21 protein-coding genes, 5 tRNA genes and 1 pseudogene are annotated in these 24,477 nt (G+C 35.6%); 1 reads left to right on the top strand and 26 read right to left on the bottom strand.

Going from position 1 to position 24,477, the window contains the following annotated elements; translation table 11 throughout:
* Nucleotides 1-199: 199 nt before the first annotated feature.
* Nucleotides 200-1,291: a heparan-alpha-glucosaminide N-acetyltransferase domain-containing protein gene (locus tag PI23P_RS07490; protein WP_081439188.1), complete on the top strand. Its 1,092-nt coding sequence runs from the start codon at nt 200-202 to the stop codon at nt 1,289-1,291.
* A gap of 40 nt (nt 1,292-1,331) precedes the next feature.
* Here PI23P_RS07490 and PI23P_RS07485 read toward each other — a convergent pair whose 3' ends face one another.
* From PI23P_RS07485 to PI23P_RS07360, 26 genes and pseudogenes are all read right to left on the bottom strand, one after another.
* Nucleotides 1,332-1,643 carry a DUF3467 domain-containing protein gene (locus tag PI23P_RS07485; protein ID WP_004570173.1) on the bottom strand — a complete coding sequence of 104 codons (312 nt, stop codon included), beginning with the start codon at nt 1,641-1,643 and terminating at the stop codon, nt 1,332-1,334.
* Nucleotides 1,644-1,776: 133 nt separating this feature from the next.
* Nucleotides 1,777-6,051: a DNA-directed RNA polymerase subunit beta' gene (gene rpoC, locus PI23P_RS07480; protein ID WP_004570172.1), complete on the bottom strand. Its 4,275-nt coding sequence runs from the start codon at nt 6,049-6,051 to the stop codon at nt 1,777-1,779.
* 63 nt (nt 6,052-6,114) lie between these two features.
* A complete protein-coding gene (rpoB, locus tag PI23P_RS07475) occupies nt 6,115-9,924 on the bottom strand; it encodes a DNA-directed RNA polymerase subunit beta (RefSeq protein ID WP_004570171.1) in 3,810 nt (1,269 codons plus the stop codon).
* A gap of 147 nt (nt 9,925-10,071) precedes the next feature.
* Nucleotides 10,072-10,446: a 50S ribosomal protein L7/L12 gene (gene rplL, locus PI23P_RS07470; protein WP_004570170.1), complete on the bottom strand. Its 375-nt coding sequence runs from the start codon at nt 10,444-10,446 to the stop codon at nt 10,072-10,074.
* Between the two features lie 50 nt (nt 10,447-10,496).
* On the bottom strand, nt 10,497-11,015 hold the full coding sequence (gene rplJ, locus PI23P_RS07465; RefSeq protein WP_004570169.1) for a 50S ribosomal protein L10: 519 nt from the start codon (nt 11,013-11,015) through the stop codon (nt 10,497-10,499).
* Between the two features lie 19 nt (nt 11,016-11,034).
* Nucleotides 11,035-11,724, bottom strand: a complete 690-nt coding sequence (gene rplA, locus PI23P_RS07460; protein WP_004570168.1) for a 50S ribosomal protein L1 — start codon at nt 11,722-11,724, stop codon at nt 11,035-11,037.
* 20 nt (nt 11,725-11,744) lie between these two features.
* A complete protein-coding gene (rplK, locus tag PI23P_RS07455; protein ID WP_004570167.1) occupies nt 11,745-12,182 on the bottom strand; it encodes a 50S ribosomal protein L11 in 438 nt (145 codons plus the stop codon).
* A 74-nt stretch (nt 12,183-12,256) separates the two neighbouring features.
* On the bottom strand, nt 12,257-12,808 hold the full coding sequence (gene nusG, locus PI23P_RS07450; protein ID WP_004570166.1) for a transcription termination/antitermination protein NusG: 552 nt from the start codon (nt 12,806-12,808) through the stop codon (nt 12,257-12,259).
* A gap of 2 nt (nt 12,809-12,810) precedes the next feature.
* On the bottom strand, nt 12,811-13,008 hold the full coding sequence (secE, locus tag PI23P_RS07445; RefSeq protein WP_004570165.1) for a preprotein translocase subunit SecE: 198 nt from the start codon (nt 13,006-13,008) through the stop codon (nt 12,811-12,813).
* An 18-nt stretch (nt 13,009-13,026) separates the two neighbouring features.
* Nucleotides 13,027-13,098 (bottom strand) — tRNA-Trp (locus tag PI23P_RS07440).
* 78 nt (nt 13,099-13,176) lie between these two features.
* Entirely contained in the window at nt 13,177-14,364 is a 1,188-nt protein-coding gene (gene tuf / locus PI23P_RS07435; RefSeq protein ID WP_004570164.1) for an elongation factor Tu, read from the bottom strand.
* Between the two features lie 61 nt (nt 14,365-14,425).
* Nucleotides 14,426-14,498 (bottom strand) — tRNA-Thr (locus PI23P_RS07430).
* A gap of 116 nt (nt 14,499-14,614) precedes the next feature.
* Nucleotides 14,615-14,687 (bottom strand) — tRNA-Gly (locus PI23P_RS07425).
* A 14-nt stretch (nt 14,688-14,701) separates the two neighbouring features.
* Nucleotides 14,702-14,783, bottom strand: a tRNA-Tyr gene (locus tag PI23P_RS07420).
* Nucleotides 14,784-14,839: 56 nt separating this feature from the next.
* Nucleotides 14,840-14,913: transfer RNA gene (locus PI23P_RS07415), tRNA-Thr, on the bottom strand.
* Between the two features lie 104 nt (nt 14,914-15,017).
* The gene (locus PI23P_RS07410; RefSeq protein ID WP_004570163.1) at nt 15,018-15,326 is read right to left on the bottom strand and encodes an HPF/RaiA family ribosome-associated protein; all 309 of its coding nucleotides are present in this window, start codon (nt 15,324-15,326) and stop codon (nt 15,018-15,020) included.
* A 3-nt stretch (nt 15,327-15,329) separates the two neighbouring features.
* Nucleotides 15,330-16,235, bottom strand: coding sequence for a tyrosine-type recombinase/integrase (locus PI23P_RS07405; RefSeq protein ID WP_004570162.1), 906 nt, complete (start codon nt 16,233-16,235; stop codon nt 15,330-15,332).
* A 98-nt stretch (nt 16,236-16,333) separates the two neighbouring features.
* Complete coding sequence (gene rpsU / locus PI23P_RS07400) at nt 16,334-16,531, bottom strand: 30S ribosomal protein S21 (RefSeq protein ID WP_004570161.1); 198 nt, start codon at nt 16,529-16,531, stop codon at nt 16,334-16,336.
* Between the two features lie 172 nt (nt 16,532-16,703).
* Nucleotides 16,704-17,870, bottom strand: coding sequence for an acyl-CoA dehydrogenase family protein (locus tag PI23P_RS07395; protein ID WP_004570160.1), 1,167 nt, complete (start codon nt 17,868-17,870; stop codon nt 16,704-16,706).
* A gap of 20 nt (nt 17,871-17,890) precedes the next feature.
* The gene (locus PI23P_RS07390) at nt 17,891-18,778 is read right to left on the bottom strand and encodes a ComEA family DNA-binding protein (RefSeq protein WP_004570159.1); all 888 of its coding nucleotides are present in this window, start codon (nt 18,776-18,778) and stop codon (nt 17,891-17,893) included.
* Between the two features lie 8 nt (nt 18,779-18,786).
* A complete protein-coding gene (locus PI23P_RS07385; RefSeq protein ID WP_004570158.1) occupies nt 18,787-20,379 on the bottom strand; it encodes an alanine/glycine:cation symporter family protein in 1,593 nt (530 codons plus the stop codon).
* A 135-nt stretch (nt 20,380-20,514) separates the two neighbouring features.
* Nucleotides 20,515-22,125, bottom strand: a complete 1,611-nt coding sequence (locus PI23P_RS07380; protein WP_004570157.1) for an alanine/glycine:cation symporter family protein — start codon at nt 22,123-22,125, stop codon at nt 20,515-20,517.
* A 273-nt stretch (nt 22,126-22,398) separates the two neighbouring features.
* On the bottom strand, nt 22,399-22,536 hold the full coding sequence (locus PI23P_RS12685; RefSeq protein ID WP_004570156.1) for a hypothetical protein: 138 nt from the start codon (nt 22,534-22,536) through the stop codon (nt 22,399-22,401).
* Between the two features lie 9 nt (nt 22,537-22,545).
* Nucleotides 22,546-23,097: pseudogene (locus PI23P_RS12760) on the bottom strand (SDR family oxidoreductase).
* Between the two features lie 101 nt (nt 23,098-23,198).
* Nucleotides 23,199-24,197 carry a potassium channel family protein gene (locus PI23P_RS07365; RefSeq protein ID WP_202899945.1) on the bottom strand — a complete coding sequence of 333 codons (999 nt, stop codon included), beginning with the start codon at nt 24,195-24,197 and terminating at the stop codon, nt 23,199-23,201.
* A gap of 4 nt (nt 24,198-24,201) precedes the next feature.
* Nucleotides 24,202-24,423 (bottom strand): PspC domain-containing protein, encoded by a 222-nt coding sequence (locus tag PI23P_RS07360; RefSeq protein WP_004570152.1) that lies wholly within the window; start codon nt 24,421-24,423, stop codon nt 24,202-24,204.
* Between the last annotated feature and the right edge of the window lie 54 nt (nt 24,424-24,477).

The raw sequence follows: 24,477 nt of genomic DNA, 5'->3' as shown, positions 1-24,477 counted from the left end.
AGCCAAAAACACCCATTAAGAACAAGAAGTAAATTGTTTAGAATTATTGTGGTTAAGCTTCTTTTTAATACCACTACCATCTCTGAAACAAATGAAATATCCATATTAACCTACCAATAGCAACAATACTTTAGAAAAACACATAAAATATAAACTTAAAATTAAATATAATATTATATTTAACGCAGAAAAAATACATGTGAATAAAGAAAGGTTATATTTTATAGATATTGTGCGTGCTTTCGCAATATTGATGATGCTACAAGGTCACTTTGTCGATACGCTGTTAGCAAGCACCTTCCGAAACCTAGATTCTCAAACCTACAGCCTTTGGTCTTTTTTTCGAGGAGTTACAGCGCCTACTTTTTTTACAATCTCGGGATTAATCTTTACCTTCCTGTTATTAAAAGCCAAAGAAAAAGGAATTGAGAACTCTCGAATGAAAAAAGGCATTCGCAGAGGATTGTACCTTATTGGTGTTGGTTATTTTTTAAGACTAAACCTCCTAAACCTATTCTCGTCAAGGTCAAACGCTTCCTTTTTAGCCGTTGATGTTTTGCACTGCATTGGCTTGAGCTTAATCATTACTGTACTTCTATATTTTCTATGCCGTAAAAACGTGTTGACTTTCTCATTTTTAACCTTATCCATAGGAATTCTAATCTTCGTTTTAGAACCGTTATACAGGGCCCTAAGTATCGAAGGCATTCCTGTTTTTATTCACAATTATATTTCTAGAAATAATGGAACTGTTTTTAGAATAATTCCCTGGTACGGCTATTCTTCAATAGGCGCATTTATAGCCACCTTATTTTATTGGAATGTCCATAAAAAATATTTCAAAATAAGCGCCGTCTCTTTATTTGTGTTTTTTGGATTGCTACTCATTCTAGGCTCCTCCGAAATACTACTGCAACTGTCAAACATTACGGACGTAAACGTGTTTAAAGACGCTGCGAATTACAATTATTTATTCTCTAAACTGGGATACGTATTGCTGTGTTTCGCGCTCTTTTACGGACTAGAGAAGTTTTTAAAATACCCACTACTTTTAACGATTGGAAAAAGTACACTCGCTATTTATATAATCCATTTTATCCTGTTGTACGGGAGCTTTATTGGTATCGGATTCAAAAATATAGGAAAGGTATTGTCTCCCATACAAGTAGGGATCGGAGCAGTACTGTTCCTACTTCTAATTGTATTTCTAAGCCTTCATTATACTCGGGCAACAGCACCTTTAAAACAGTATGCACAACAGGCATACGCGCTTTTAAAAAATAAGAGATGATCGCAAAAAAAAAGTGAAACTTTCGTTTCACTTTTTAAAATTAAGCCTTTCCTGTAGGCCCAAAACTCATGGGCATGGTAGGTTGCTCATAATCTTTAATCTCTCCATTTGCTTCCTCAAATTTTCGCACATTGTCTGCCAATGCTTTTGTCAAACGCTTTGCATGTTGTGGAGTTAAAATAATTCTGGATTTTACTTTTGCCTTTGGAACACCTGGCATAATGTTAATAAAATCGACAATAAATTCTGAGACCGAATGATTGATAATTGCCAAGTTAGAATAGGTTCCCTCTGCAATTTCTTGATCTAGTTCTATGTTTAATTGCCCGTCCTTATTTTGATTTTCTTCCATAATAATATAAATTGTGTTTCTTTAAAATTATCAGTATTGCGCTTTCTTTAAAAAAAAAGTTGAATTGAATACTGTAAACAAATTACAATATACAATCCAACTTTTAAACTCTAAAACGTATCAACGTTTTTATTTAGAAACTTTTTTCTATTTCGTCCTTTGGACCTACAAGAATCTTTTCATAAGATCTCATTCCTGTTCCTGCCGGTATTCTCTTACCTACAATTACATTCTCCTTCAATCCTTCTAAAGTATCTATTTTACCACTCACAGCAGCCTCATTTAATACTTTTGTAGTCTCTTGGAAAGAGGCTGCAGAAATAAATGATTTTGTTTGTAGTGATGCTCTTGTAATTCCTTGTAACACTTGCTCTGCCGTTGCTGGTTTCGCATCTCTTGCTTCTACTAAGTTTTGATCATTTCTTCTTAACAAAGAATTTTCATCTCTTAATTGACGTGCTGAAATGATCTGACCTGGTTTTAGGTTCTCAGAATCTCCAGCTTCCTCAACAACCTTCATTCCGAAAATAGCATCGTTATCTTCAATAAAATCAATTTTATGTATCAACTGGTTCTCTAAGAATAAAGTATCTCCAGAATCAATAATCTTAACTTTACGCATCATTTGACGCACTACAACTTCAAAATGTTTGTCGTTAATTTTCACACCTTGCAAACGATATACCTCTTGTATTTCATTCACTAAGTACTCTTGCACTGCGGCAGGGCCCTTAATTCTTAAAATATCTGAAGGCGTTGTTGCTCCGTCTGACAATGGCATTCCCGCTTTGATAAAGTCATTTTCCTGAACTAAAATCTGATTTGAAAGCTTTACTAAATACTTGCTAACATCTCCTGTTTTAGATTCTACGATAATTTCTCTATTACCACGTTTTATTTTTCCGAAAGAAACAACACCGTCGATCTCTGAAACTACAGATGGATTAGAAGGGTTACGCGCTTCAAATAATTCTGTTACACGTGGCAATCCTCCTGTAATATCTCCTGCTTTTCCAGATTTTCTTGGAATTTTAACCAATGTGTGACCTGCTTCAACCATGTCTCCATCGCTAATCATCAAGTGCGCACCTAAAGGCAAACTGTAAGAACGCAATGCATTCCCATCCTTATCCTCTATAATTAAAGAAGCAATGATTTTCTTATTCTTAGAATCAATCATTACCTTTTCCTGGAATCCTGTTTGTTCATCAATTTCCACAGAATAGTTAATTCCCTGTTGTAAATTATCAAACTTTACTTTTCCTTCAAATTCAGAAACAATTACACCGTTAAATGGATCCCATTGTACGATTGTATCTCCTTTTTTAATGGTTTTTCTTTCCTTATCAAAAATTACTGAACCATAAGGAAGGATATTTGTACTCTGTGTAATTCCAGTTTTCTTATCGATAATTTTCATTTCTGCTGTTCTAGAAATAACAATATCTATCGTAGTACCTTCTTTATCTTTACCTGTTACTGTTCTTAAGTCTTCAATACTTACAGTACCGTCAAATTTCGCGATTAACTTATTCTCTTGAGAAATGTTACCTGCAACTCCACCTACGTGGAATGTACGCAATGTTAACTGTGTACCAGGCTCTCCAATAGATTGCGCTGCAATTACACCCACTGCTTCACCAATTTGAACTTTGTTCAAAGTAGATAAACTTTGGCCGTAACATTTTGCACAAATACCTTTTGTAGATTCACATGACAAAGGAGATCTTACTTCAATACTATCAATTCCTGATTTTTCAACAGCAACTGCTAATTTATATGTAATTGGCTCATTTGCCGCAATAATCAACTCTTCCGTTATCGGGTGGTATACGTCATTCAAAGAAACACGCCCCTCAATTCTGTCTGCTATCGATTCTACGATTTCATCATTTTTCTTTAGTGGAGCAACTTCTACTCCTCTTAAAGTACCACAATCTTCTTCGTTTACAATAACGTCTTGCGAAACATCTACCAGTCTACGTGTTAGGTATCCTGCATCTGCCGTTTTTAAAGCGGTATCTGCCAATCCCTTACGTGCACCGTGTGTAGAAATAAAATACTCTAAAATTGACAATCCCTCTTTAAAGTTAGAAAGAATTGGATTCTCAATAATTTCTCCGCCACCAGCAGTAGACTTTTTAGGTTTTGCCATTAATCCACGCATTCCTGTCAACTGACGAATCTGTTCCTTAGAACCCCTCGCACCAGAATCAAGCATCATGTATACCGAGTTGAAACCCTGTTGATCTTCACGTAAACGCTTCATAGATAACTCAGTTAAATCGTTATTGGTTCTACCCCAAATGTCAATTACCTGATTGTAACGCTCTTTTTGCGTTAGCATACCCATGTTATAATTCCCAACAATTGCTTCTACCTCTTTATTGGCAGCGTCAATCATTCCTTGCTTTTCCTTAGGAATAATAATATCCCCTAATGAGAAAGATAAACCACCTTGGAAGGCAAACTTATATCCCATATTTTTTATTTCATCTAAGAATGCTCCCGTTGTAGGGATATCAGTAGCCTTTAAAATACCACCAATAATTCCACGTAAGTTTTTCTTAGTTAAAACTTCATTGATATAACCCGCCTTTGCAGGAACAACTTCATTAAATAAAACTCTACCAACAGTAGTTTTTATAATTTTACGAACCTGTTCTCCATCCTCGTCAACATCATACGTTCTTACTTTAATACCAGCGTTCAAGTCAACCATTTCTTCGTTAAAAGCAATCGTTACTTCTTCTGGTGAATAAAAAGTCAATCCTTCTCCTTTAATCTTCACCTCTGGAGTAGAAATTCTTTCTTTCGTCATGTAGTATAAACCAAGTACCATATCCTGAGAAGGAACTGTTACTGGAGCACCATTTGCAGGATTTAAAATATTATGAGAAGCCAACATTAATAATTGTGCTTCTAAAATAGCTTCTGGCCCTAATGGTAAATGCACTGCCATCTGATCTCCATCAAAATCGGCATTAAAGGCAGAACATGCAAGTGGATGCAATTGTATCGCTTTTCCTTCAATTAATTTTGGCTGAAATGCTTGAATACCAAGTCTGTGTAACGTCGGTGCTCTGTTTAACAAAACAGGATGTCCCTTGATTACATTTTCTAAAATATCCCATACTACAGGCTCTTTTCTATCTATAATTTTCTTAGCAGATTTTACTGTTTTTACGATACCTCTTTCAATTAATTTACGAATTACGAAAGGCTTGTAAAGTTCAGCTGCCATATCCTTTGGAATACCGCATTCTGATAATTTTAACTCTGGTCCTACAACAATTACAGAACGTGCAGAATAATCAACACGTTTTCCTAATAAATTCTGACGGAAACGTCCTTGTTTACCCTTTAATGAATCTGATAAAGATTTTAAAGGTCTGTTAGATTCTGTTTTTACTGCAGATGATTTACGCGTGTTGTCAAATAATGAATCTACTGATTCTTGCAACATACGCTTCTCATTACGCAAAATTACTTCAGGAGCTTTGATCTCAACCAACCTTTTAAGACGGTTGTTTCTGATAATAACTCTTCTGTATAAATCATTTAAATCTGACGTTGCAAAACGACCACCATCTAAGGGAACCAACGGTCTTAATTCTGGTGGAATTACCGGAATTGCCTTCATGATCATCCATTCTGGATTGTTCTCTCTGTTCTTTTGAGAATCTTTAAATGCCTCGACAACATTCAAACGCTTTAATGCTTCTGTCTTACGTTGCTTTGAAGTTTCGGTATTTGCTTTGTGTCTCAATTCAAAAGACAGCGATTCTAAATCAATACGCGCTAATAAATCGATCAAACACTCTGCTCCCATTTTAGCGATGAACTTGTTTGGGTCCGCGTCATCTAAATATTGGTTTTCTTGTGGAATTTCATCAACAATATCTAGGTACTCCTCCTCTGTTAAGAAGTCCATTTTCTGCAATGATTCTCCTTCAACATTCTTGGCAATACCTGGTTGAATTACTACATAACGTTCGTAGTAAATAATCATGTCTAACTTTTTAGAAGGCAAACCTAAAAGGTATCCCATTTTATTAGGCAATGATCTAAAGTACCAAATATGAGCTACTGGTACCACTAAATTAATGTGCCCAACTCGATCTCTACGTACTTTCTTTTCTGTTACTTCTACTCCACATCTATCACAAACAATTCCTTTGTAACGAATTCTTTTGTACTTTCCACAAGCACACTCATAATCCTTAACAGGACCAAAAATACGCTCACAAAACAACCCATCTCTTTCTGGCTTGTGTGTACGGTAATTTATAGTTTCTGGTTTTAAAACTTCACCTTTAGAAATTTCTAAAATTGCTTCTGGTGATGATAAACCAATTGAGATTTTGTTAAACTTTTTTACAGTGTACTTCTCTTGTTTTCTTGCCATCTTATTTCAAGTGTTCAGTTTATACAAGGGGTTTTACCCCCTTGCAAAGCCCTTTGTAAATAATTATTCTTCTAATCTAACGTCCAATCCTAAACCTTTCAGTTCGTGCATTAAGACATTAAATGACTCTGGTAAACCTGGTTCTGGCATCGCTTCACCTTTTACAATACTTTCGTATGTTTTAGCTCTACCCATCACATCATCAGATTTAACAGTTAAGATTTCTCTTAAGATACTAGAAGCACCATATGCTTCCAATGCCCAAACTTCCATCTCTCCAAAACGTTGACCACCAAACTGAGCTTTACCACCCAATGGTTGCTGTGTAATTAATGAATACGGTCCTATAGAACGCGCATGCATTTTGTCTTCAATCATGTGTCCTAACTTTATCATATAGATGATTCCAACCGTCGCAGGCTGATCGAAACGTTTTCCAGTTCCACCATCATATAAATACGTATGTCCAAATCTAGGAACACCAGCACTGTCTGTAATTACATTGATCTGGTCTAAAGATGCACCGTCAAAAATTGGTGTTGCATACTTTGTTCCTAACTTCTGACCTGCCCAACCAAGAACAGTTTCATAAATTTGACCAATATTCATACGAGAAGGTACTCCCAATGGATTTAACACGATGTCTACAGGAGTTCCATCTTCTAAGAAAGGCATGTCCTCTGCTCGTACAATACGGGCCACAATACCTTTATTACCATGACGTCCCGCCATTTTATCTCCTACCTTCAGTTTTCGCTTTTTAGCGATGTATACTTTCGCTAATTTTAAAATTCCTGCAGGCAATTCATCTCCAACAGAAATTGTAAACTTTTGGCGACGTAAAGAACCTTGTAAATCATTTACCTTGATTTTGTAATTGTGAACTAATTCACCTACCAAATCATTCAATTCTTTGTCCGTTGTCCAAGAACCCGTTAAATGCACATAATCATCTACAGAATTTAACATTTTAAGCGTATACTTTTTACCTTTTGGTAAAACTTCTTCACCTAAATCATTAAATACTCCTTGTGATGTTTTTCCGCTAATTAAAGTGAATAACTTTTCAATTAATTCATCTTTTAATCCTTCAAACTGTGAAACAAAAGAAGATTCTAAATTAGCAACTGCTTCTTTGTCTTGTAATCTTTTGTTCTTATCCTTAACGGCTCTTCTGAATAACTTTTTATCAATTACTACCCCTCTTAATGATGGTGAAGCTTTTAAAGAGGCATCTTTTACATCTCCTGCTTTATCTCCAAAAATTGCACGTAATAATTTTTCTTCAGGAGTTGGATCTGATTCTCCTTTCGGTGTGATCTTACCTATTAAGATGTCTCCAGGATTCACTTCTGCTCCAATTCTGATCATTCCATTTTCATCCAAATCTTTTGTAGCTTCTTCAGACACATTCGGGATATCATTAGTTAATTCTTCAATTCCTAATTTTGTATCTCGTACGTCTAAAGAATACTCATCAATATGAATGGATGTGAATATATCTTCTCGAACTACTCTTTCTGAAATTACAATTGCATCCTCAAAGTTATACCCTTTCCAAGGCATAAAGGCTACTTTCATATTTCTTCCTAAAGCTAATTCTCCTTTTTGTGTTGCATACCCCTCACAAAGAACTTGACCTTCAGTTACTCTGTCTCCTCTTACTACAATCGGCTTCAGATTAATTGACGTTCCTTGATTGGTTTTTCTAAATTTAATTAAGTTATATGATATTTCATCAGAATCAAAACTAACTAGTTTTTCTTCCTCAGTTCTGTCATACTTAATGGTAATCTTATTTGCATCTACATACTGCACTACACCCGCTCCTTCAGCATTGATTAAGATACGAGAATCTTTTGCAACTCTGCGCTCTAAACCAGTTCCAACAATTGGAGATTCTGGACGTAATAATGGCACTGCCTGACGCATCATGTTAGATCCCATTAATGCTCGGTTGGCATCATCATGCTCTAAAAACGGAATCAAAGACGCCGATATTGAAGCAATTTGGTTTGGGGCAACATCCATATAATTAATCTCATCTGGATTAACCACAGGGAAATCTCCTTCCTCACGCGCAATAACTCTATCTAGAGTAATGTTTCCTTCATTGCTAAGCTGTAAATTAGATTGGGCAATTTTCATACCTTCTTCCTCTTCTGCACTTAAGTAAATAGGCTCATCTGTAGTCACCACTCCATTCTCTACTTTTCTGTAAGGAGTTTCAATAAATCCTAAATTATTCACTTTTGCAAACACTGCAAGTGAAGAAATTAAACCAATATTTGGTCCTTCAGGAGTTTCTATTGGACACAAACGTCCGTAATGCGTATAATGCACATCACGCACCTCAAATCCTGCTCTTTCTCTTGATAAACCTCCAGGTCCAAGTGCAGACAACCTACGCTTGTGCGTAATTTCTGCTAATGGATTTGTTTGATCCATAAACTGAGACAACTGATTGGTACCAAAAAACGAGTTGATAACAGATGATAATGTTTTTGCATTGATCAAGTCAATCGGAGTAAACACTTCGTTGTCACGCACATTCATACGCTCGCGAATTGTTCTAGCCATACGCGCTAAACCAACACCAAACTGACCTGCTAATTGTTCTCCAACAGTTCGTACACGTCTATTCGATAAATGATCAATATCATCAACTTCAGCTTTGGAGTTGATCAATTCAATTAAGTATTTAATAATCGTTATAATGTCTAATTTCGTTAATACTTTTTGATCAATTGGTTCATTTAGTTGCAACTTGGTGTTCATTCTAAAACGACCAACTTCTCCTAAATTATATCTTTGCTCAGAAAAGAATAACTTATCAATAATACCTCTTGCAGTCTCCTCATCTGGCGGTTCTGCATTACGAAGTTGTCTATAGATATGCTCTACTGCTTCTTTCTCAGAATTCGTAGGATCCTTTTGTAAGGTATTGTGAATAATCGCGTAATCTGCCGTATCGTTATCTTCCTTGTGAAGTAAAACCGTTTTAGCACCCGCTTCTATTATTTCGTCTATGTGTTCTTTATCTAAAATAGTATCCCGATCAAAAATGATTTCATTTCTTTCGATTGAAACCACTTCACCTGTATCTTCATCTACAAAATCCTCGTGCCATGTTTTTAAAACTCTAGCAGCCAATTTACGTCCCAATACTTTCTTCAATCCCGCCTTAGAAACTTTCACTTCTTCTGCAAGATCAAAAATCTCTAGAATATCTTTATCTCTTTCAAAACCAATGGCTCTGAATAATGTCGTTACTGGTAATTTTTTCTTTCTATCAATATAAGCATACATTACTTGATTGATATCGGTAGCAAATTCTATCCAAGAACCTTTAAAAGGAATTACTCTTGCCGAATATAATTTTGTACCGTTTGCGTGGAAAGATTGCCCAAAAAATACTCCAGGAGACCTGTGTAATTGAGAGACTACTACACGCTCTGCACCGTTAATTACAAAAGCACCAGAATTTGTCATGTACGGAATTGTTCCAAGATATACATCCTGAACAATCGTTTCAAAATCCTCGTGTTCTGGATCCGTACAGTATAGCTTTAGACGTGCCTTTAATGGCACACTATGTGTCAATCCACGCTCAATACACTCTTGAATTGAGTATCTAGGTGGATCTACAAAATAATCTAAGAATTCTAATACAAAATGATTTCTTGTATCAGTAATAGGAAAGTTATCCATGAAGGTTTTGTACAAACCCTCTTCTCCTCTTTCTTCTGCTTTAGTCTGAAGTTGGAAAAAATCTTGAAAAGATTTTACCTGAATATCCAAGAAATCTGGATACTCCTTTATCATTTGAGAAGTTGCGAAGTTGATTCTTTCAGTTGTGTTTTTCGTTGCCAAAAGAGAATATTTTTTTAATTAAAATCTGAATTATAATAAAAAACGAATATATACACAAAATGGTTTAGGCCTAAAAACATGCATTTCTAGTACCTAAACCTAAATTTGTTTTCCCGTTAAGCCATAAGCTTCATCGGGTTAAAAAGCTTACTTAAGCTCTACTTCAGCTCCAGCCTCTTCTAATGATGCTTTCAATGCTGCTGCTTCATCCTTAGAAACACCTTCTTTTACTGCTGCTGGTGCGCTATCTACGATACCTTTAGCTTCTTTCAAACCTAAACCAGTTAATTCTTTAACTAATTTTACAACTGCAAGTTTAGAAGCACCTGCTGCTGTTAAAATAACGTCAAATTCAGTCTGCTCCTCTGCAGCCTCTTCACCACCTGCTGCTGGTCCTACTACTACTGCTGCTGCTGCTGCTGGCTCAATACCATACTCATCTTTTAAGATGGTAGCTAATTCATTAACTTCTTTTACTGTCAAGTTAACTAATTGCTCTGCGAAATCTTTTAATTCTGCCATTTTAATTGTTTTTAAAAATTTTGTTTATTATAGTTTATTTGTGCGCGTAATTATCTTTCAGATAAAGTTTTAAGAATTCCTGAAAGTTTTTGTCCACCTGACTGCAATGCTGAAATAACATTTTTAGCAGGAGACTGTAATAATCCAATGATTTCTCCAATTAGTTCTTCTTTCGACTTGATGTCTACCAAAGCATCTAACTGATCATCTCCAATATAAACAGATTCCTCTGCAAAGGCTCCCTTTAATAAAGGACGATCCTTGGATTTTCTTCTAAACTCCTTGATCAGCCTCGCAGGTGCATTTGCAGCCTCTGAGATCATCATTGAAGTATTTCCTTTCAAAACGCCTGACAATTCTCCAAAATCTTTGTCTGAAGCCTCCATCGCTTTTGCAAGTAGTGTATTCTTAACAACGGATAGCTGGATGTCTGCTTTGTAACATGCTCTACGTAAATTTGTAGTTGTTTGTGCGTTTAATCCTGAAATATCTGCTAAGTATAATGTATTTGTTCCTGCTAATACTGCTGTTAAATCTTGTATTACCTGTGATTTCTCTTCTCTAGTCATGATTATAAGTTTTAACGTATTAAACAGCTTTCACCTCAACTTCAATACTAGGACTCATCGTACTAGACATAAAAACGCTTTTTACATACGTTCCCTTTGCAGTTGTTGGTTTCAATTTAATAATTGTTTGAATTAATTCATTGGCATTCTCTTCAATTTTCTTAGCATCGAAAGATACTTTACCAATTGCAGCATGAATGATACCTGTTTTATCGACTTTAAAATCAATTTTACCAGCTTTCACATCTTGCACAGCTTTTGCAACATCCATTGTTACCGTACCCGTCTTTGGGTTTGGCATCAAGCCTCTAGGTCCTAAAATTCTACCTAAGGGACCTAATTTTCCCATCACACTTGGCATGGTAATAATTACGTCTACATCTGTCCAGCCGCCTTTAATCTTTTGAAGATACTCATCTAATCCAACATAATCTGCGCCTGCTTCTAATGCTTCTGCTTCCTTATCTGGAGTTACCAATGCTAATACTTTTACATCTTTACCAGTACCGTGAGGTAAGGTTACAACACCACGTACCATTTGATTCGCTTTTCTAGGATCTACTCCTAAACGAATTGCTAAATCTACTGATGCATCAAACTTTACATTCGTAATGTCTTTGACTAGCGCTGAAGCTGCTGCTAAACCATACGATTTGGAGCTATCTAACTTTGCGTGAGCTTCTTTTTGCTTTTTTGTTAATTTTGCCATTTTACTACTTTTTATAAAGTTTATGCTGGTGCATTACCTTTTACTGTTAATCCCATAGAACGTGCTGTACCTGCAATCATACGCATTGCTGAAGAAATTTCAAAGGCATTTAAATCTACCATTTTATCTTCTGCAATAACTTGTATTTGATCCCAAGTAACTGATGCCACTTTTTTCCTGTTTGGTTCTCCTGAACCTTTTTTAATTTTGGCCACTTCTAGTAACTGGACTGCTGCAGGAGGAGTTTTGATAAGAAAATCAAATGATTTGTCTTTGAAAACAGTAATAACAACAGGAAGTACTTTTCCTTGTTTGTCTTGCGTTCTTGCATTAAACTGTTTACAGAACTCCATAATGTTAACACCAGCAGCACCTAAAGCGGGTCCAACCGGCGGCGATGGATTCGCTGCGCCTCCCTTAACTTGTAACTTAACTACTTTACTAACTTCTTTTGCCATTTTAAAAATGTTTAATGATTTGTTTTATTTTGGAAGCTAAAAACAAACCGCTCTATTATATATTTGTGTAACAATTATATCTTTTCTACTTGCATATAACTTAACTCTAAAGGTGTTTTTCTTCCGAATATTTTCACCATTACTTCAAGTTTACGCTTCTCTTCATTTACTTTTTCAATCGTTCCGTCGAATCCGTTAAACGGACCATCCACAACTTTTACTGTTTCGCCAATGTCAAAAGGAATTGCCACGTTTTCGTCCTGTATCGACAACTCGTCTACTTTTCCTAACATTCTGTTTACCTCTGCCTTACGCATCGGAACTGGTGCGCCTCCTTTGACCTCACCAAGAAACCCAATAACACCAGTAATTCCTTTTATTACGTGTGGCACTTCTCCTGAAAGATTTGCCTCTACCATAATATAACCAGGAAAATAAACTTTCTCTTTGTTTATTTTTTTTCCGTCTTTTATTTGAATTACTTTCTCTGTTGGAACAATTACCTGACTTACAAAATCTGATAAACCCAATCGCGCTATTTCAGTTTCTATATATGCTTTTACTTTGTTTTCTTGTCCCCCAATGGCTCTAACAACATACCATTTCATTACTGAATCAGTCGCCATTATTAGTTTGTTTTAAACATTGTGAAAAAATTATCAAGACCTGTTTGAAAAACATAATCTATACCTGCTACTGCCAACGCAAACAAAATAGTAAATACAGCAACTGTTACCGTTGTTTTTTGAGCGTCTTCTTTTGAGATCCAAGTCACATTGTTTCCTAACTCATCAAAAGAATCTTTAATATATTGTATAAACTTCATTCTAATTGTATGTTTTTGCACGGGCGGAGAGATTCGAACTCCCGACAGCTGGTTTTGGAGACCAGTGCTCTACCGCTGAACTACGCCCGTTTCTTATTCATTGATAAAGGCATCACGCTTATAGCGTGACGCCTTTTAAAAATATAAATAGTAAAATACTACTTTGTTTTAATCTAAAACCTCTGTTACTTGACCAGCTCCTACAGTTCTACCACCCTCACGAATTGCAAAACGTAAACCAATATTTAAAGCAATCGGTTGTAATAAATCTACCGTAATTGTCAAGTTATCTCCTGGCATTACCATTTCAACACCATCAGGTAAATTAATTGTACCTGTAACATCCGTAGTTCTTACATAAAATTGTGGGCGGTAGTTGTTATGAAATGGAGTATGACGTCCACCTTCTTCTTTTTTCAAAACATAAACCTCTGCTTTGAACTTTGCGTGTGGTGTTACAGAACCTGGCTTACAGATTACCATACCTCTTTTAATATCTTCTTTAGCAATACCTCTCAATAAGATTCCTGCATTATCTCCTGCCTCACCTCTGTTTAAAATTTGACGGAACATTTCAATACCAGTAACAGTAGAAGTCATTTTTTCAGCTCCCATACCGATAATATCTACAGTATCTCCTGTATTTGCAATTCCTGTTTCGATACGACCTGTTGCAACAGTTCCACGACCAGTAATTGAAAACACATCCTCAACAGGCATTAAGAAAGGCTTATCAACTTCTCTTAAAGGCTCTTCAATCCAAACATCTACAGCAGCCATTAATTCTAAAACAGTATCTACCCACTTCTGCTCACCGTTCAATGCTCCTAAAGCAGATCCAGCAATTACAGGCCCATTATCTCCGTCGTACTCATAGAAAGATAACAACTCTCTAATTTCCATATCTACTAATTCAATCAACTCTTCGTCATCTACCATATCCACTTTATTCATGAATACAACCATACGAGGAATTCCTACCTGACGTCCTAATAAAATATGTTCTCTTGTCTGTGGCATTGGTCCATCTGTTGCAGCAACTACTAGAATTGCTCCATCCATTTGAGCGGCACCAGTTACCATATTCTTCACATAATCCGCGTGACCTGGACAGTCAACGTGTGCATAGTGTCGATTAGCGGTTTGATACTCTACGTGAGACGTGTTTATTGTGATACCTCTTTCTTTTTCTTCTGGTGCGTTATCAATTTGATCAAATGATAAGGCTGCAGAAAATCCTGCATCAGCTAATACTTTCGTAATAGCGGCAGTTAATGTAGTTTTACCGTGATCTACGTGTCCGATAGTACCAATGTTTAAGTGTGGTTTCGAACGGTCAAAATTTGCTTTTGCCATGATTATTAATTTTAATTCTTAGTTTAAATATGTTTAGTGTCTAAATAATACGTACTCTGAGAGCCAGCGATGGGAGTTGAACCCACGACCTCATCCCTACCAAGGATGCGCTCTACCAACTGAGCTACACCGGCTTGTTGATAATCTTGAGCTAAAGAATGGTCTTACTTCGACTATAATCAACAATAACCACTCTTTTTTTTATTTTGACATAAAGTTAAAATACTTTTCTTCAAAACAAAACTCCTTGAGCGAAAGACCGGGTTCGAACCGGCGACATTCAGCTTGGAAGGCTGACGCTCTACCAACTGAGCTACTTTCGCAATATGTAAATTTGTGGGGAGAGCAGGATTCGAACCTGCGAAGACGTAGTCAACGGAGTTACAGTCCGTCCTCGTTGGCCGCTTGAGTATCTCCCCTTTAATTTACTATTTTAATGAACTTATAATTGCTTGCACAATTCTTTTGTTTTTTGAGCCGATGGAGGGACTCGAACCCACGACCTGCTGATTACAAATCAGCTGCTCTAGCCAGCTGAGCTACATCGGCTTTTGATACCAAAAACAAACCGCTATTTCTAACGGTCCGCAAATGTATAAAGTTTTTTTATATTTTAAAACATAAAATGATAAAAATTTTATTTTTTTATCATTTTAAGAGATTAAAGAATCTCGCTGTTTTTCTTTCGATCTTTTTAACTGTCTTTTTAAACTATCTACGGCAAGATTAATTCCCTCTTCAAAGGTTTTAGTATCTCGCTTCACGATCAACTCACTGCCGGGAATATTGAGCTTTACTTCCGTTATTTTGTTTTCCTTGCTGCTTGTCTTTTGAACTTTCAAAAAAACCTCTGCGTCTACAATTTTATCATGAAACTTTGTCAATGCTAAAACCTTCGCCTCTACAAGTTCAATTAATTCAATATCTGCATTAAAATTTACTGATTGTGTGAATACTTTCATTCGTCATTGTTTTTTATTGCTCCTAGGGTGCGCTTGTTTATATATATTTTTAATTGCATCCAAACTATTGTGCGTATAGACTTGGGTGGAGGCTAAAGAAGAATGCCCTAGCAATTCTTTAACCGAATTTAAATCTGCACCTTCATTTAAAAGATGTGTTGCAAAAGAATGCCTTAAAATATGTGGACTCTTTTTCACCTTTGAAGATATCTTACTAAAATAGGAATTTATAATCCTATAGACAAGTGTTTCATATAATTTATTTCCTTTCGAAGTAATTAAAAAAAAACCCGAACCTCCATCGATTGTTGCTTTTAAACCTTGGTACTCTTTTATTGTTTGCAACACGGATGACAATATGGGAACGTACCGCTCTTTATTTCTTTTTCCTACAACTTTAATTGTTTGGTCTGCACAATTGACGTCTACCTCCTGAATACTAATTAACTCTGCCCTTCGCATACCTGTAGAATATAATAACTCTACCAACAACCTATTGCGACAAGCTTCAAAATTTTGTCCTCCAGCCATGTTTTCTAATACTGCATTTATCTCTTTTGCGGTAAAAGGTACCTGCACCCTTTTTGCAACTTTAAGTGATTTGTGCTTTGAAAGTGGATTGTTTTCTATTTGTGATGATTTCTGAAGGAATTTATAGAAGGACTTTAAAGAACTTACTTTTCTATTGATCGTACTGTTGGAAATATCAGCTGCAACCAAGCTTACAATCCAACGTCTAACTTGCGCATACGCTACTACTGTTATGCTTTCTTGATCAAAATGGAGTGCACAAAAACTGCTAAAATCAATAAGATCTTTTCTATAAGCGATAATCGTATGCTTTGAATATCCCTTCTCTAAAAGAAGATACTCTAAAAATGATGTGATGTCGATGTTCTCGTTCCCCAAAAGATGCTCTTTATTTCAAAGTTACTAAAATTAAACGCAAAAAAAATCTCGTACCACTAAAATGTGGTACGAGATTGATACACTAAAATAAGTTATTATTAACCTACTTCTTCCTGCGTTCTTAATCCTTGGACATAAGACGCTTTAATTCTTTGCGCTCTATTTGCTACAGACGGCTTTGTAAAGTTCTTTCTTGCACGCAAGTTTTTCATCGTTTTTGTACGATCAAATTTTCTTTTGTAACGCTTTAAAGCTCTGTCGATATTCTCTCCCTCTTTAATTGGTATGATTAACATATGTTGGCACCTCCTTTCATAGTATCTTTATATTTTAGATAACGCTGTGCGCTATTGATTTAATTTTCAGTGTGCAAATGTAATTACAAATTTTGAAACGACAGACAATGCGCTTACTTATTTTTGAATCTCCATAAAATCACCTTGACAATGCTAAAATCAGCATTTAAAACTAAGTAGAGGGTGTATATTCTTTGTTATCAATCACTATTTTTGCGATAATTTCTTTTAAAATCTCTGAAGTTCCGCCACCAATAGGCCCTAACCTACTATCTCTTAACAAACGTGCCATCGGGTAATCTTCAATATATCCATACCCGCCTAACATCTGGAGGGCATCATAAATTACTTCATCTGCCATTTTTGTTGATAACAACTTCGAAATACTTGCTTCTTTAACAACGTAAGCCCCCGCATCCAATCGCTTCGTGATTGAATAATTATACTCCCGACACATATCTACTTTACTTGCCATTTCTGCAATCTTATGTCTCAATGCCTGAAATTGATCTAAAGACTTTCCAAAAGCCACTCTTTCCTGAATATAATCAACGGCATAATCTAAAGCAAATTCTGCTCTTGCATGTGCATTTACGCCCATTATTAAGCGTTCCAAAGCAAAATGTTGCATAATGTATGGAAATCCTTTACCTTCTTCTCCCAACCTGTTTTCTAATGGGATTTCTACATTGTCAAACGCAAGCTCTGCGGTATCTGATGCGCGCCATCCCAACTTATCTAGCTTCGTTGCAGACAATCCTTTCGAACTTCTATCTACTACAAAAAGGCTAATCCCTTTGTATTTATCTGAAGGATCTGTCTTTGCCGCAACAATTAAGTAATCCGAATAAACCCCATTTGTAATAAAGGTTTTTGAACCATTTAAAATATATTTATCTCCCTGTTTTGCAGCTGTAGAGCGCATCCCTGCAACATCTGAACCTCCAAAAGGTTCTGTAATACACAAACACCCAACCATTTCCCCTGCAACACTTGGTAACAAATATTTATTTTTAATAAAATCGTCACCTTCTTTGTTCAGATGCGTCATTGCTAAATATTCATGCGCCCAAATAGCCGCCGCAAAACCACCAGAATTAATTTTCTGTAACTCTTCAAGAAAAATTATTGTGTAAAATAAATCCAAACCCAGGCCTCCGTATTCCTCTGGCGTTGAAAGTCCGAAATATCCCATATCCCCAAACTTCTTCCAAATAAACCTTTCGATAGTACCCGTCTTTTCCCATTTATCGATAAAAGGAACTACTTCTTTGTGCAAAAAATCCTTAAAACTAGCGCGAAAAACTTCGTGCTCTTCTGTAAAATATAGACTACCCATTTAACATGAATTTTAGTGGTTTATTGAACCATCAAATATAAGACTATTCTATCATACAAATCCAATGGAAAACCTTGGATATTTGTTAATTCTGAAATGTTTTGAAGCTCTGCAACCGCATCTCTATATTCAAAAATTTTCTTGCACAATTCATAGTCTACGTAGGGTGTATTCAGTAATTCTTTGAATGTGACTGTATTTACGTTCAACTTTTGAATATTCGGTAATTTGTAAATATTGAAAGTAGTCCATATATCGTCCGCAATCTCTGGCTTTAAACCCCAGACTTCAAGTAGCTGCCGCTCCATAGAAAAACCTTGCAATTTAGAACGATACTTAATAATTCTTTTAGAAAGCACAACCCCAATTCCTTCAATCGTTTTTAAATCCTCTATGGTCGCCTTATTTAAATCTGTAGTTGTTCTTTTCGAAATTACATATTTAGTGAATTTTTTATCAAACGCATCCACTTTCTTTTTTCTCTGCTGGTTCTTTACCCAATCTGGGAATTTAAAAAAAGGACTTATTTTTTCTAGAAGCGTGTCTGAAATTCCTGTTACCTCTTGGAAAGCCTTTTTGGAATTGATAAATTTACCGGTTTTCCGAAAAGTGAGAAGTTTGTCTATAGCAACTAAAGACATCCCTAATTGAGCGCCTTTGTAATCTGTAATATAATTGGGATTAAATGGGTATAGCTTAAACTTTTTACTCTCCAAACGAAGTGCTTTTATGCGCTCTATCTGCGTATAAAAGGCATCCACTTCAGGAGTTTCTAAATCTTCTTTCTCAGCTATAGAAAAATCAACAAAAACAACAATTATTTGAAAAACTAGAATAAGTACCCCCAATAAGATAATCCCATTCCTTTGGCCTTTGTCATGCCAGAAATGGGATTTAAAAATGTTCATATATTTTTTTATGCTTTGTCTGCTTTTATAGCCTCCATATACCTTTTTAATTCTTCTTTTACTTTTGGTGCCAAAAGAATAAGACCAATCATGTTTGGAACCATCATGGCAAAAACCATTGCGTCTGCAAAACCAATTACAGAATCTAAACTTGCCGCTGCACCAATGATTACGAAGATACAAAAGATTACTTTGTACGTATATTCCATGTTTTTTGATCTACCAAATAGATAAGCCCAACCCTGAAAACCGTAGTAAGACCAGGATATCATAGAGCTAAATGCAAACAGAACCACTGCCACTGTTAACACGTATGGAAACCAAGAAATAGCTGATTCAAAAGCTCCTGAAGTGAGTAAAATTGCTTGCGCATCATTTAAAGAGGCATTCTCTGCCGTAACATTTCCAGTAATAATTAAAACCAAAGCGGTCATTGTACAAACCACAACGGTATCAATAAATGGTTCTAATAAAGCAACCATACCTTCACTTGCTGCATATTTTGTTTTTACTGCAGAGTGCGCAATAGATGCAGAACCAATACCTGCTTCATTTGAAAAAGCTGCCCTTCTAAATCCTTGCACTAAGACTCCAACGGTACCCCCTGCCATTCCCTCAGGACTAAATGCGCCATTATAAATTTGCAAGAATGCATTACCAATCATATCATAATTTGAAAGGATTACAAAAAGAGAGGCTACCACGTAAATTGCTACCATAAAAGGAACAATCTTATCGGTTACTTTTGCTATTTTTTTTATTCCTCCAATAATTACAATACCTACTAAAACAGCCATTATCAATCCAAATAACCATACTTTACCGTGTAAAATAGAAACCCCACCAACTGGCGTAGTAATATTTTCTACCAATTGAAAAGCTTGATTCACTTGAAACATATTTCCACCTCCAAAAGAACCTCCAATTACGAAGATTGCAAATAATGCTGCTAATATTTTTCCTAATGTTTTATTTTTTAATCCTTTGGTTAAATAATACATTGGACCCCCGAAAACAGTTCCATCCGCCTCAATATCTCTGTACTTGACACCTAAAGTACATTCTACAAATTTAGACGCCATTCCTAAAAAACCGGCAACAATCATCCATAAAGTAGCACCTGCACCACCGATTGACACCGCAATTGCAACACCTGCAATATTACCCAAACCTACCGTTGCAGATAGAGCTGCCGTTAATGCTTGAAAGTGTGTAACCTCTCCTTCATGCCCCTCTATTCTTATGGTATCTGGATTGTCTTCTTCATTTGTAAATGTAGATTTTTGTATCTCCACCTTGTGGTCTACTCTATTTTCTAACTCGTCATATTTACCTCTCACAATATTTATTGAAGTAAAAAAACCTCTAAAATTTATGAATTTAAAATAAAAAGTGAAGTATACTGCCCCAAAAATTAATGGGAATAATACCCAGTAAATACGAATAGCGTCAGAAAACGGTATCTGATAAAAAATAATCTCTACAAACCATCCTGTTGCATTTCCAAAAGCTTCATCAATCTGCTGATCTAAACCCTTGTCTTGCGCAAACGTAAAAAAGGGTGTTGCTAAAAATAACAACGAAAGAAGTTTTTTACTCATAATATATTTTGATTTTTTGCTGCGCAAGATCCTAAAAAAAAACCAAAAATGACAAAATTATATTAAAAAAATCCCGTTTCTATGATCTTTTACAGATCACAGAAACGGGATTTTAAAAATTTATCTTATTAAAAGCTATTCTTTTCTTTTATGATCAATCGCCTTTAAATAGCGCGCCAGCTCAACTTTTACCTTTGGAGCTAGTAATAACAGACCTATAATATTAGGAAAGACCATTGCAAAGATCATAGCGTCAGAAAACTCAATTACAGACCCTAAAGTAGAAGATGCACCGATTACAACAAATGCTAAAAACAATGCTTTGTACGTAATGTCTGATATCTTACCTTTTCCAAATAAGTATGTCCATCCTTGTATTCCGTAATACGACCAAGAAAGCATCGATGAAAAAGCGAATAAAATCACGGCTACTGTTAGCAGAATCGAAAAATTGGGAATTGCAGAATCAAAAGCAACAGATGTTAAATCCACACCGTTAATAGGTTCGTTGGTTGCATTTAATAATACATTACTTTTTGAATCTAAGTTACCATACGTAAACAAGTTACTTTTTAAATTGGTAACTACAATAACTAAAGCGGTCATAGAACAAATAATTACAGTATCTACAAACGGCCCAATGGACGCTACAATACCTTCACTCGCTGGAAATTTAGTTTTTACTGCAGCATGCGCAATAGATGCTGATCCAACACCTGCTTCATTTGAAAAAGCTGCTCTTTGAAAACCAACAATCATTACCCCTATTAAACCTCCCACGACAGAAGTTTGTTTAAAAGCGCCGTCCCAAATCTGACCCATGGCCTCTGGAATAATACTAAAATTCATTGCAAGTATAATTAGAGAAGCACCTACAAACATAATTGCCATAAAAGGCACTATTTTTTCTGTTACTCTTCCTATTCTTTTAATTCCGCCAATAATTACCACACCAACTAATACTGCCAATACAAGTCCAAATATGAACCCAGACTGAATATCAAAAAGTTGTTTAAATTGCGCTGCTGCCTGGTTCGCTTGAAACATATTTCCACCTCCAAAAGAACCTCCAACTACAAAGACAGCATATAATCCAGCTAACACTTTTCCTAATCCTGCTAGATTCTTTTCTTTTAAACCTTTTTTTAAGTAATACATTGGGCCTCCATATATTTTCCCATCAGGACCTACTTCTCTATACTTAACACCTAAGGTAGCCTCCACTAACTTGGTAGACATTCCTAAAAACCCGGCTAAAATCATCCATACTGTGGCACCTGGACCCCCAATTGCAATTGCAACTGCAACTCCTGCAATATTACCTAAGCCCACAGTTGCAGATAAGGCGGCTGTTAAAGCTTGAAAATGTGTAACCTCTCCAACGACTCCTTTAATTTTAACAACTTCATCACCATCACTTCCTGCAACATCTTCCTCAGAAATATCATCCTGTGAATTGTGATCAACCTCATCATATTTACCGTTGGTGGCTCTTATGGCAACACCTAACAAAGTAATGTTAGAAAACTTAAAGTACAATGTAAAAAAGAAAGCTCCAGATAATAAAAGAATAACTACAATTGGAACATCGATACCTGCAATTGAGATTGGATAAAAAACAACCGCACTAACGGCATCAGCAAAAGGTTTAAATTTTTCTTCTATTTGTTCATCTATTGTCAACTCTTGTGCCGAGATTAACATTGGAAATGCTAAAAGAAGCATTGAAATAAGTTTTTTGTACATACGATATTTGAATTGGTTAATATTTTGTGTTTTGCAAGATCCTAAAAAAAAAACTCATTTAACAATTTTTAACTGTTAAATATAATTTTGCTGCATCATTTCCTTAAACCTCTGCAAATCTTCTTTGAATGATTGCGAATACAATCTTAATTCTGTATTTATTTTTATCAGGTCGAAACCTGTTTTAGCAGGTCGCACAGCGGTCTGATTCAATACTGCTGTTGTTATTGGTTGTATTAAATTAATATCCAATTCAAAAACAAGTGCAACCTGTTATGCAATTTGATACATACTCAGTATTTCATTTGAACAAACATTAAAAATTCCAATGGCCTTGGTATCCATAGAAATCTTGCATGCTAAGGCTAGATCTTCTGCATAGGTGGGTGCTCTAAATTGATCAACTACCATGGTAACTGGTTACTTTTCTTCCAACATTTTTTTTACCCAAAGTACAATATTACTGTTGGTCACCTGTGGCACTTTTCCATATACTAGGGTTGTTCTCAAGATCGTGTTCTGAATCGCTGAAGCAGTCAAAATAGCTTCAAAGTTTAACTTACTCGCGCCGTAATAATTTACCGGATTTGGAATATCGGTTTCTTTATAGTTGCCTTTTTTTCCATCAAAAATAAAATCTGTAGAAATATGAATTACATGAATGTTGAGTTGTTCAGAAATTTCCGTCAACTATTTGACAACAGTAACATTTATTGGAAAACAAGCCTATTTTTGAGTTTCACAAGCATCAACATTTGTCATTGCTACGGTATTAATAATAAAATCTGGTTGAATTTCACTAATTTTATTTTTAAGCAGGCACTCCGCAGTCACATCAATTTCACAATAAGTAAAGTCTTTTCTACCAATCCTATTACCCCCTCTTGAAAAACCAAAGACCTGGTACTTAGTCTTCTCTTTTAACAAGAGTTGCAGTAAGGAATGTCCAAGTAAACCTTTACTTCCAGTAATAAGTACTTCTTTTATATATCTTTTGACTACATCTTCATAAAACGTGGAAAGCTTCTTTTCTTCTCAAATAAAACGATTGTTTTTCTCGCCTAACTTCGATTTTAAAAGACCTTTCTTAATTTAATAATTTGCTCAGGTCTTCCTAAAATAATTAATTGAGAATCTGCAACCAATACAATGTCCGCCTCAGGATTTATAATATAATTCTTATCGGGATTTTTAAAGCCAATAACCGTACATCCTGTTTTCCTTCTAATATCTAAATCTAAAATAGTCTTATTCAAATATTTTTCTGGGAGGTCATTTACCGCAACCTCTTCTAGATTTGCCGTAGTCTCTCCCTCGATGGTTAAACGGTCTACAAATTCAATTACATCGGGTGTTGCTACCAAAGAGGCCATGTGGTCTCCACCTAACTTATCGGGCATAATAACATTGCTCGCACCTGCAAATTTCAATTTTTTATAGGAAGATTCACTTGAAGCTCTGCTGATAATAACGCACTCTTTATTTAACTGACTCGCTGTTAAAACAACAAAAAGATTGTCTGCATCTGACGGCAGCGCAGTTATTAAAAAAGCGGCTTTCTCAATTCCTGCTCTTAGCAGCGTTTCATCCAAAGTGGCATCTCCCTCAATATTTAAAATTCCAGCGGTGTCTAGCCCTGCGATCTTTTCTTTATTCTTCTCAACAACCACAAACTTTCTTTTGTAATTACCAAGCTTTAAAATCGCTTGATTTCCGTTTCTACCATAACCACAAACAATGGTATGCCCATTTAAATATCCTATTTGCTTTTCCACACTCTTTTGTTTAAAATGTTCAAATAATTTACCACTTACCAAATATTCTGAAAATGCAGAAACTGCATATCCAAAAATGATAATACTTGTTGAAATTAAAAATATTGTAAAAATTTTTTCTTCTGGAGAAAAAGGCTGGAGTTCTCCAAAACCAACAGTGGTTACCGTAATTACGGTCATGTACAAAGCGTCTACAAAATTATATTCTGAGAGCCACATGTAACCAATCGTTCCAATAGCAATAATCAAAACTACCAACAATGCAATTTTGTCTATTTTCGACCTTAGAAGTATCATATTTTTATAAATCAAAAACGGAACTTCTTTTTGTATAAATCATATCTTTTAACTTGAGCACAAATGCCATCGTTAAATATACGCCAAAGGACAATCCAACGGTAAAAAATGTTACATAAATAAAAAATAGACGCACGTTTAAGGCTCTCATGCCAAGCCTATCTGCAAGTCTTGAGAAGACTCCAAAACCATTTCTTTCAAAAAAATGTCGCACGCTATCTATCATGGTGTATAAAATGTACTGCAAGATACCATTTAATGGTCTTTTTTGAAATAAAAA

Origin of the sequence: Polaribacter irgensii 23-P (assembly GCF_000153225.1) — a bacterium.
Classification (GTDB): domain Bacteria; phylum Bacteroidota; class Bacteroidia; order Flavobacteriales; family Flavobacteriaceae; genus Polaribacter; species Polaribacter irgensii.
This window is presented reverse-complemented; position numbering and strand designations above follow the sequence as displayed.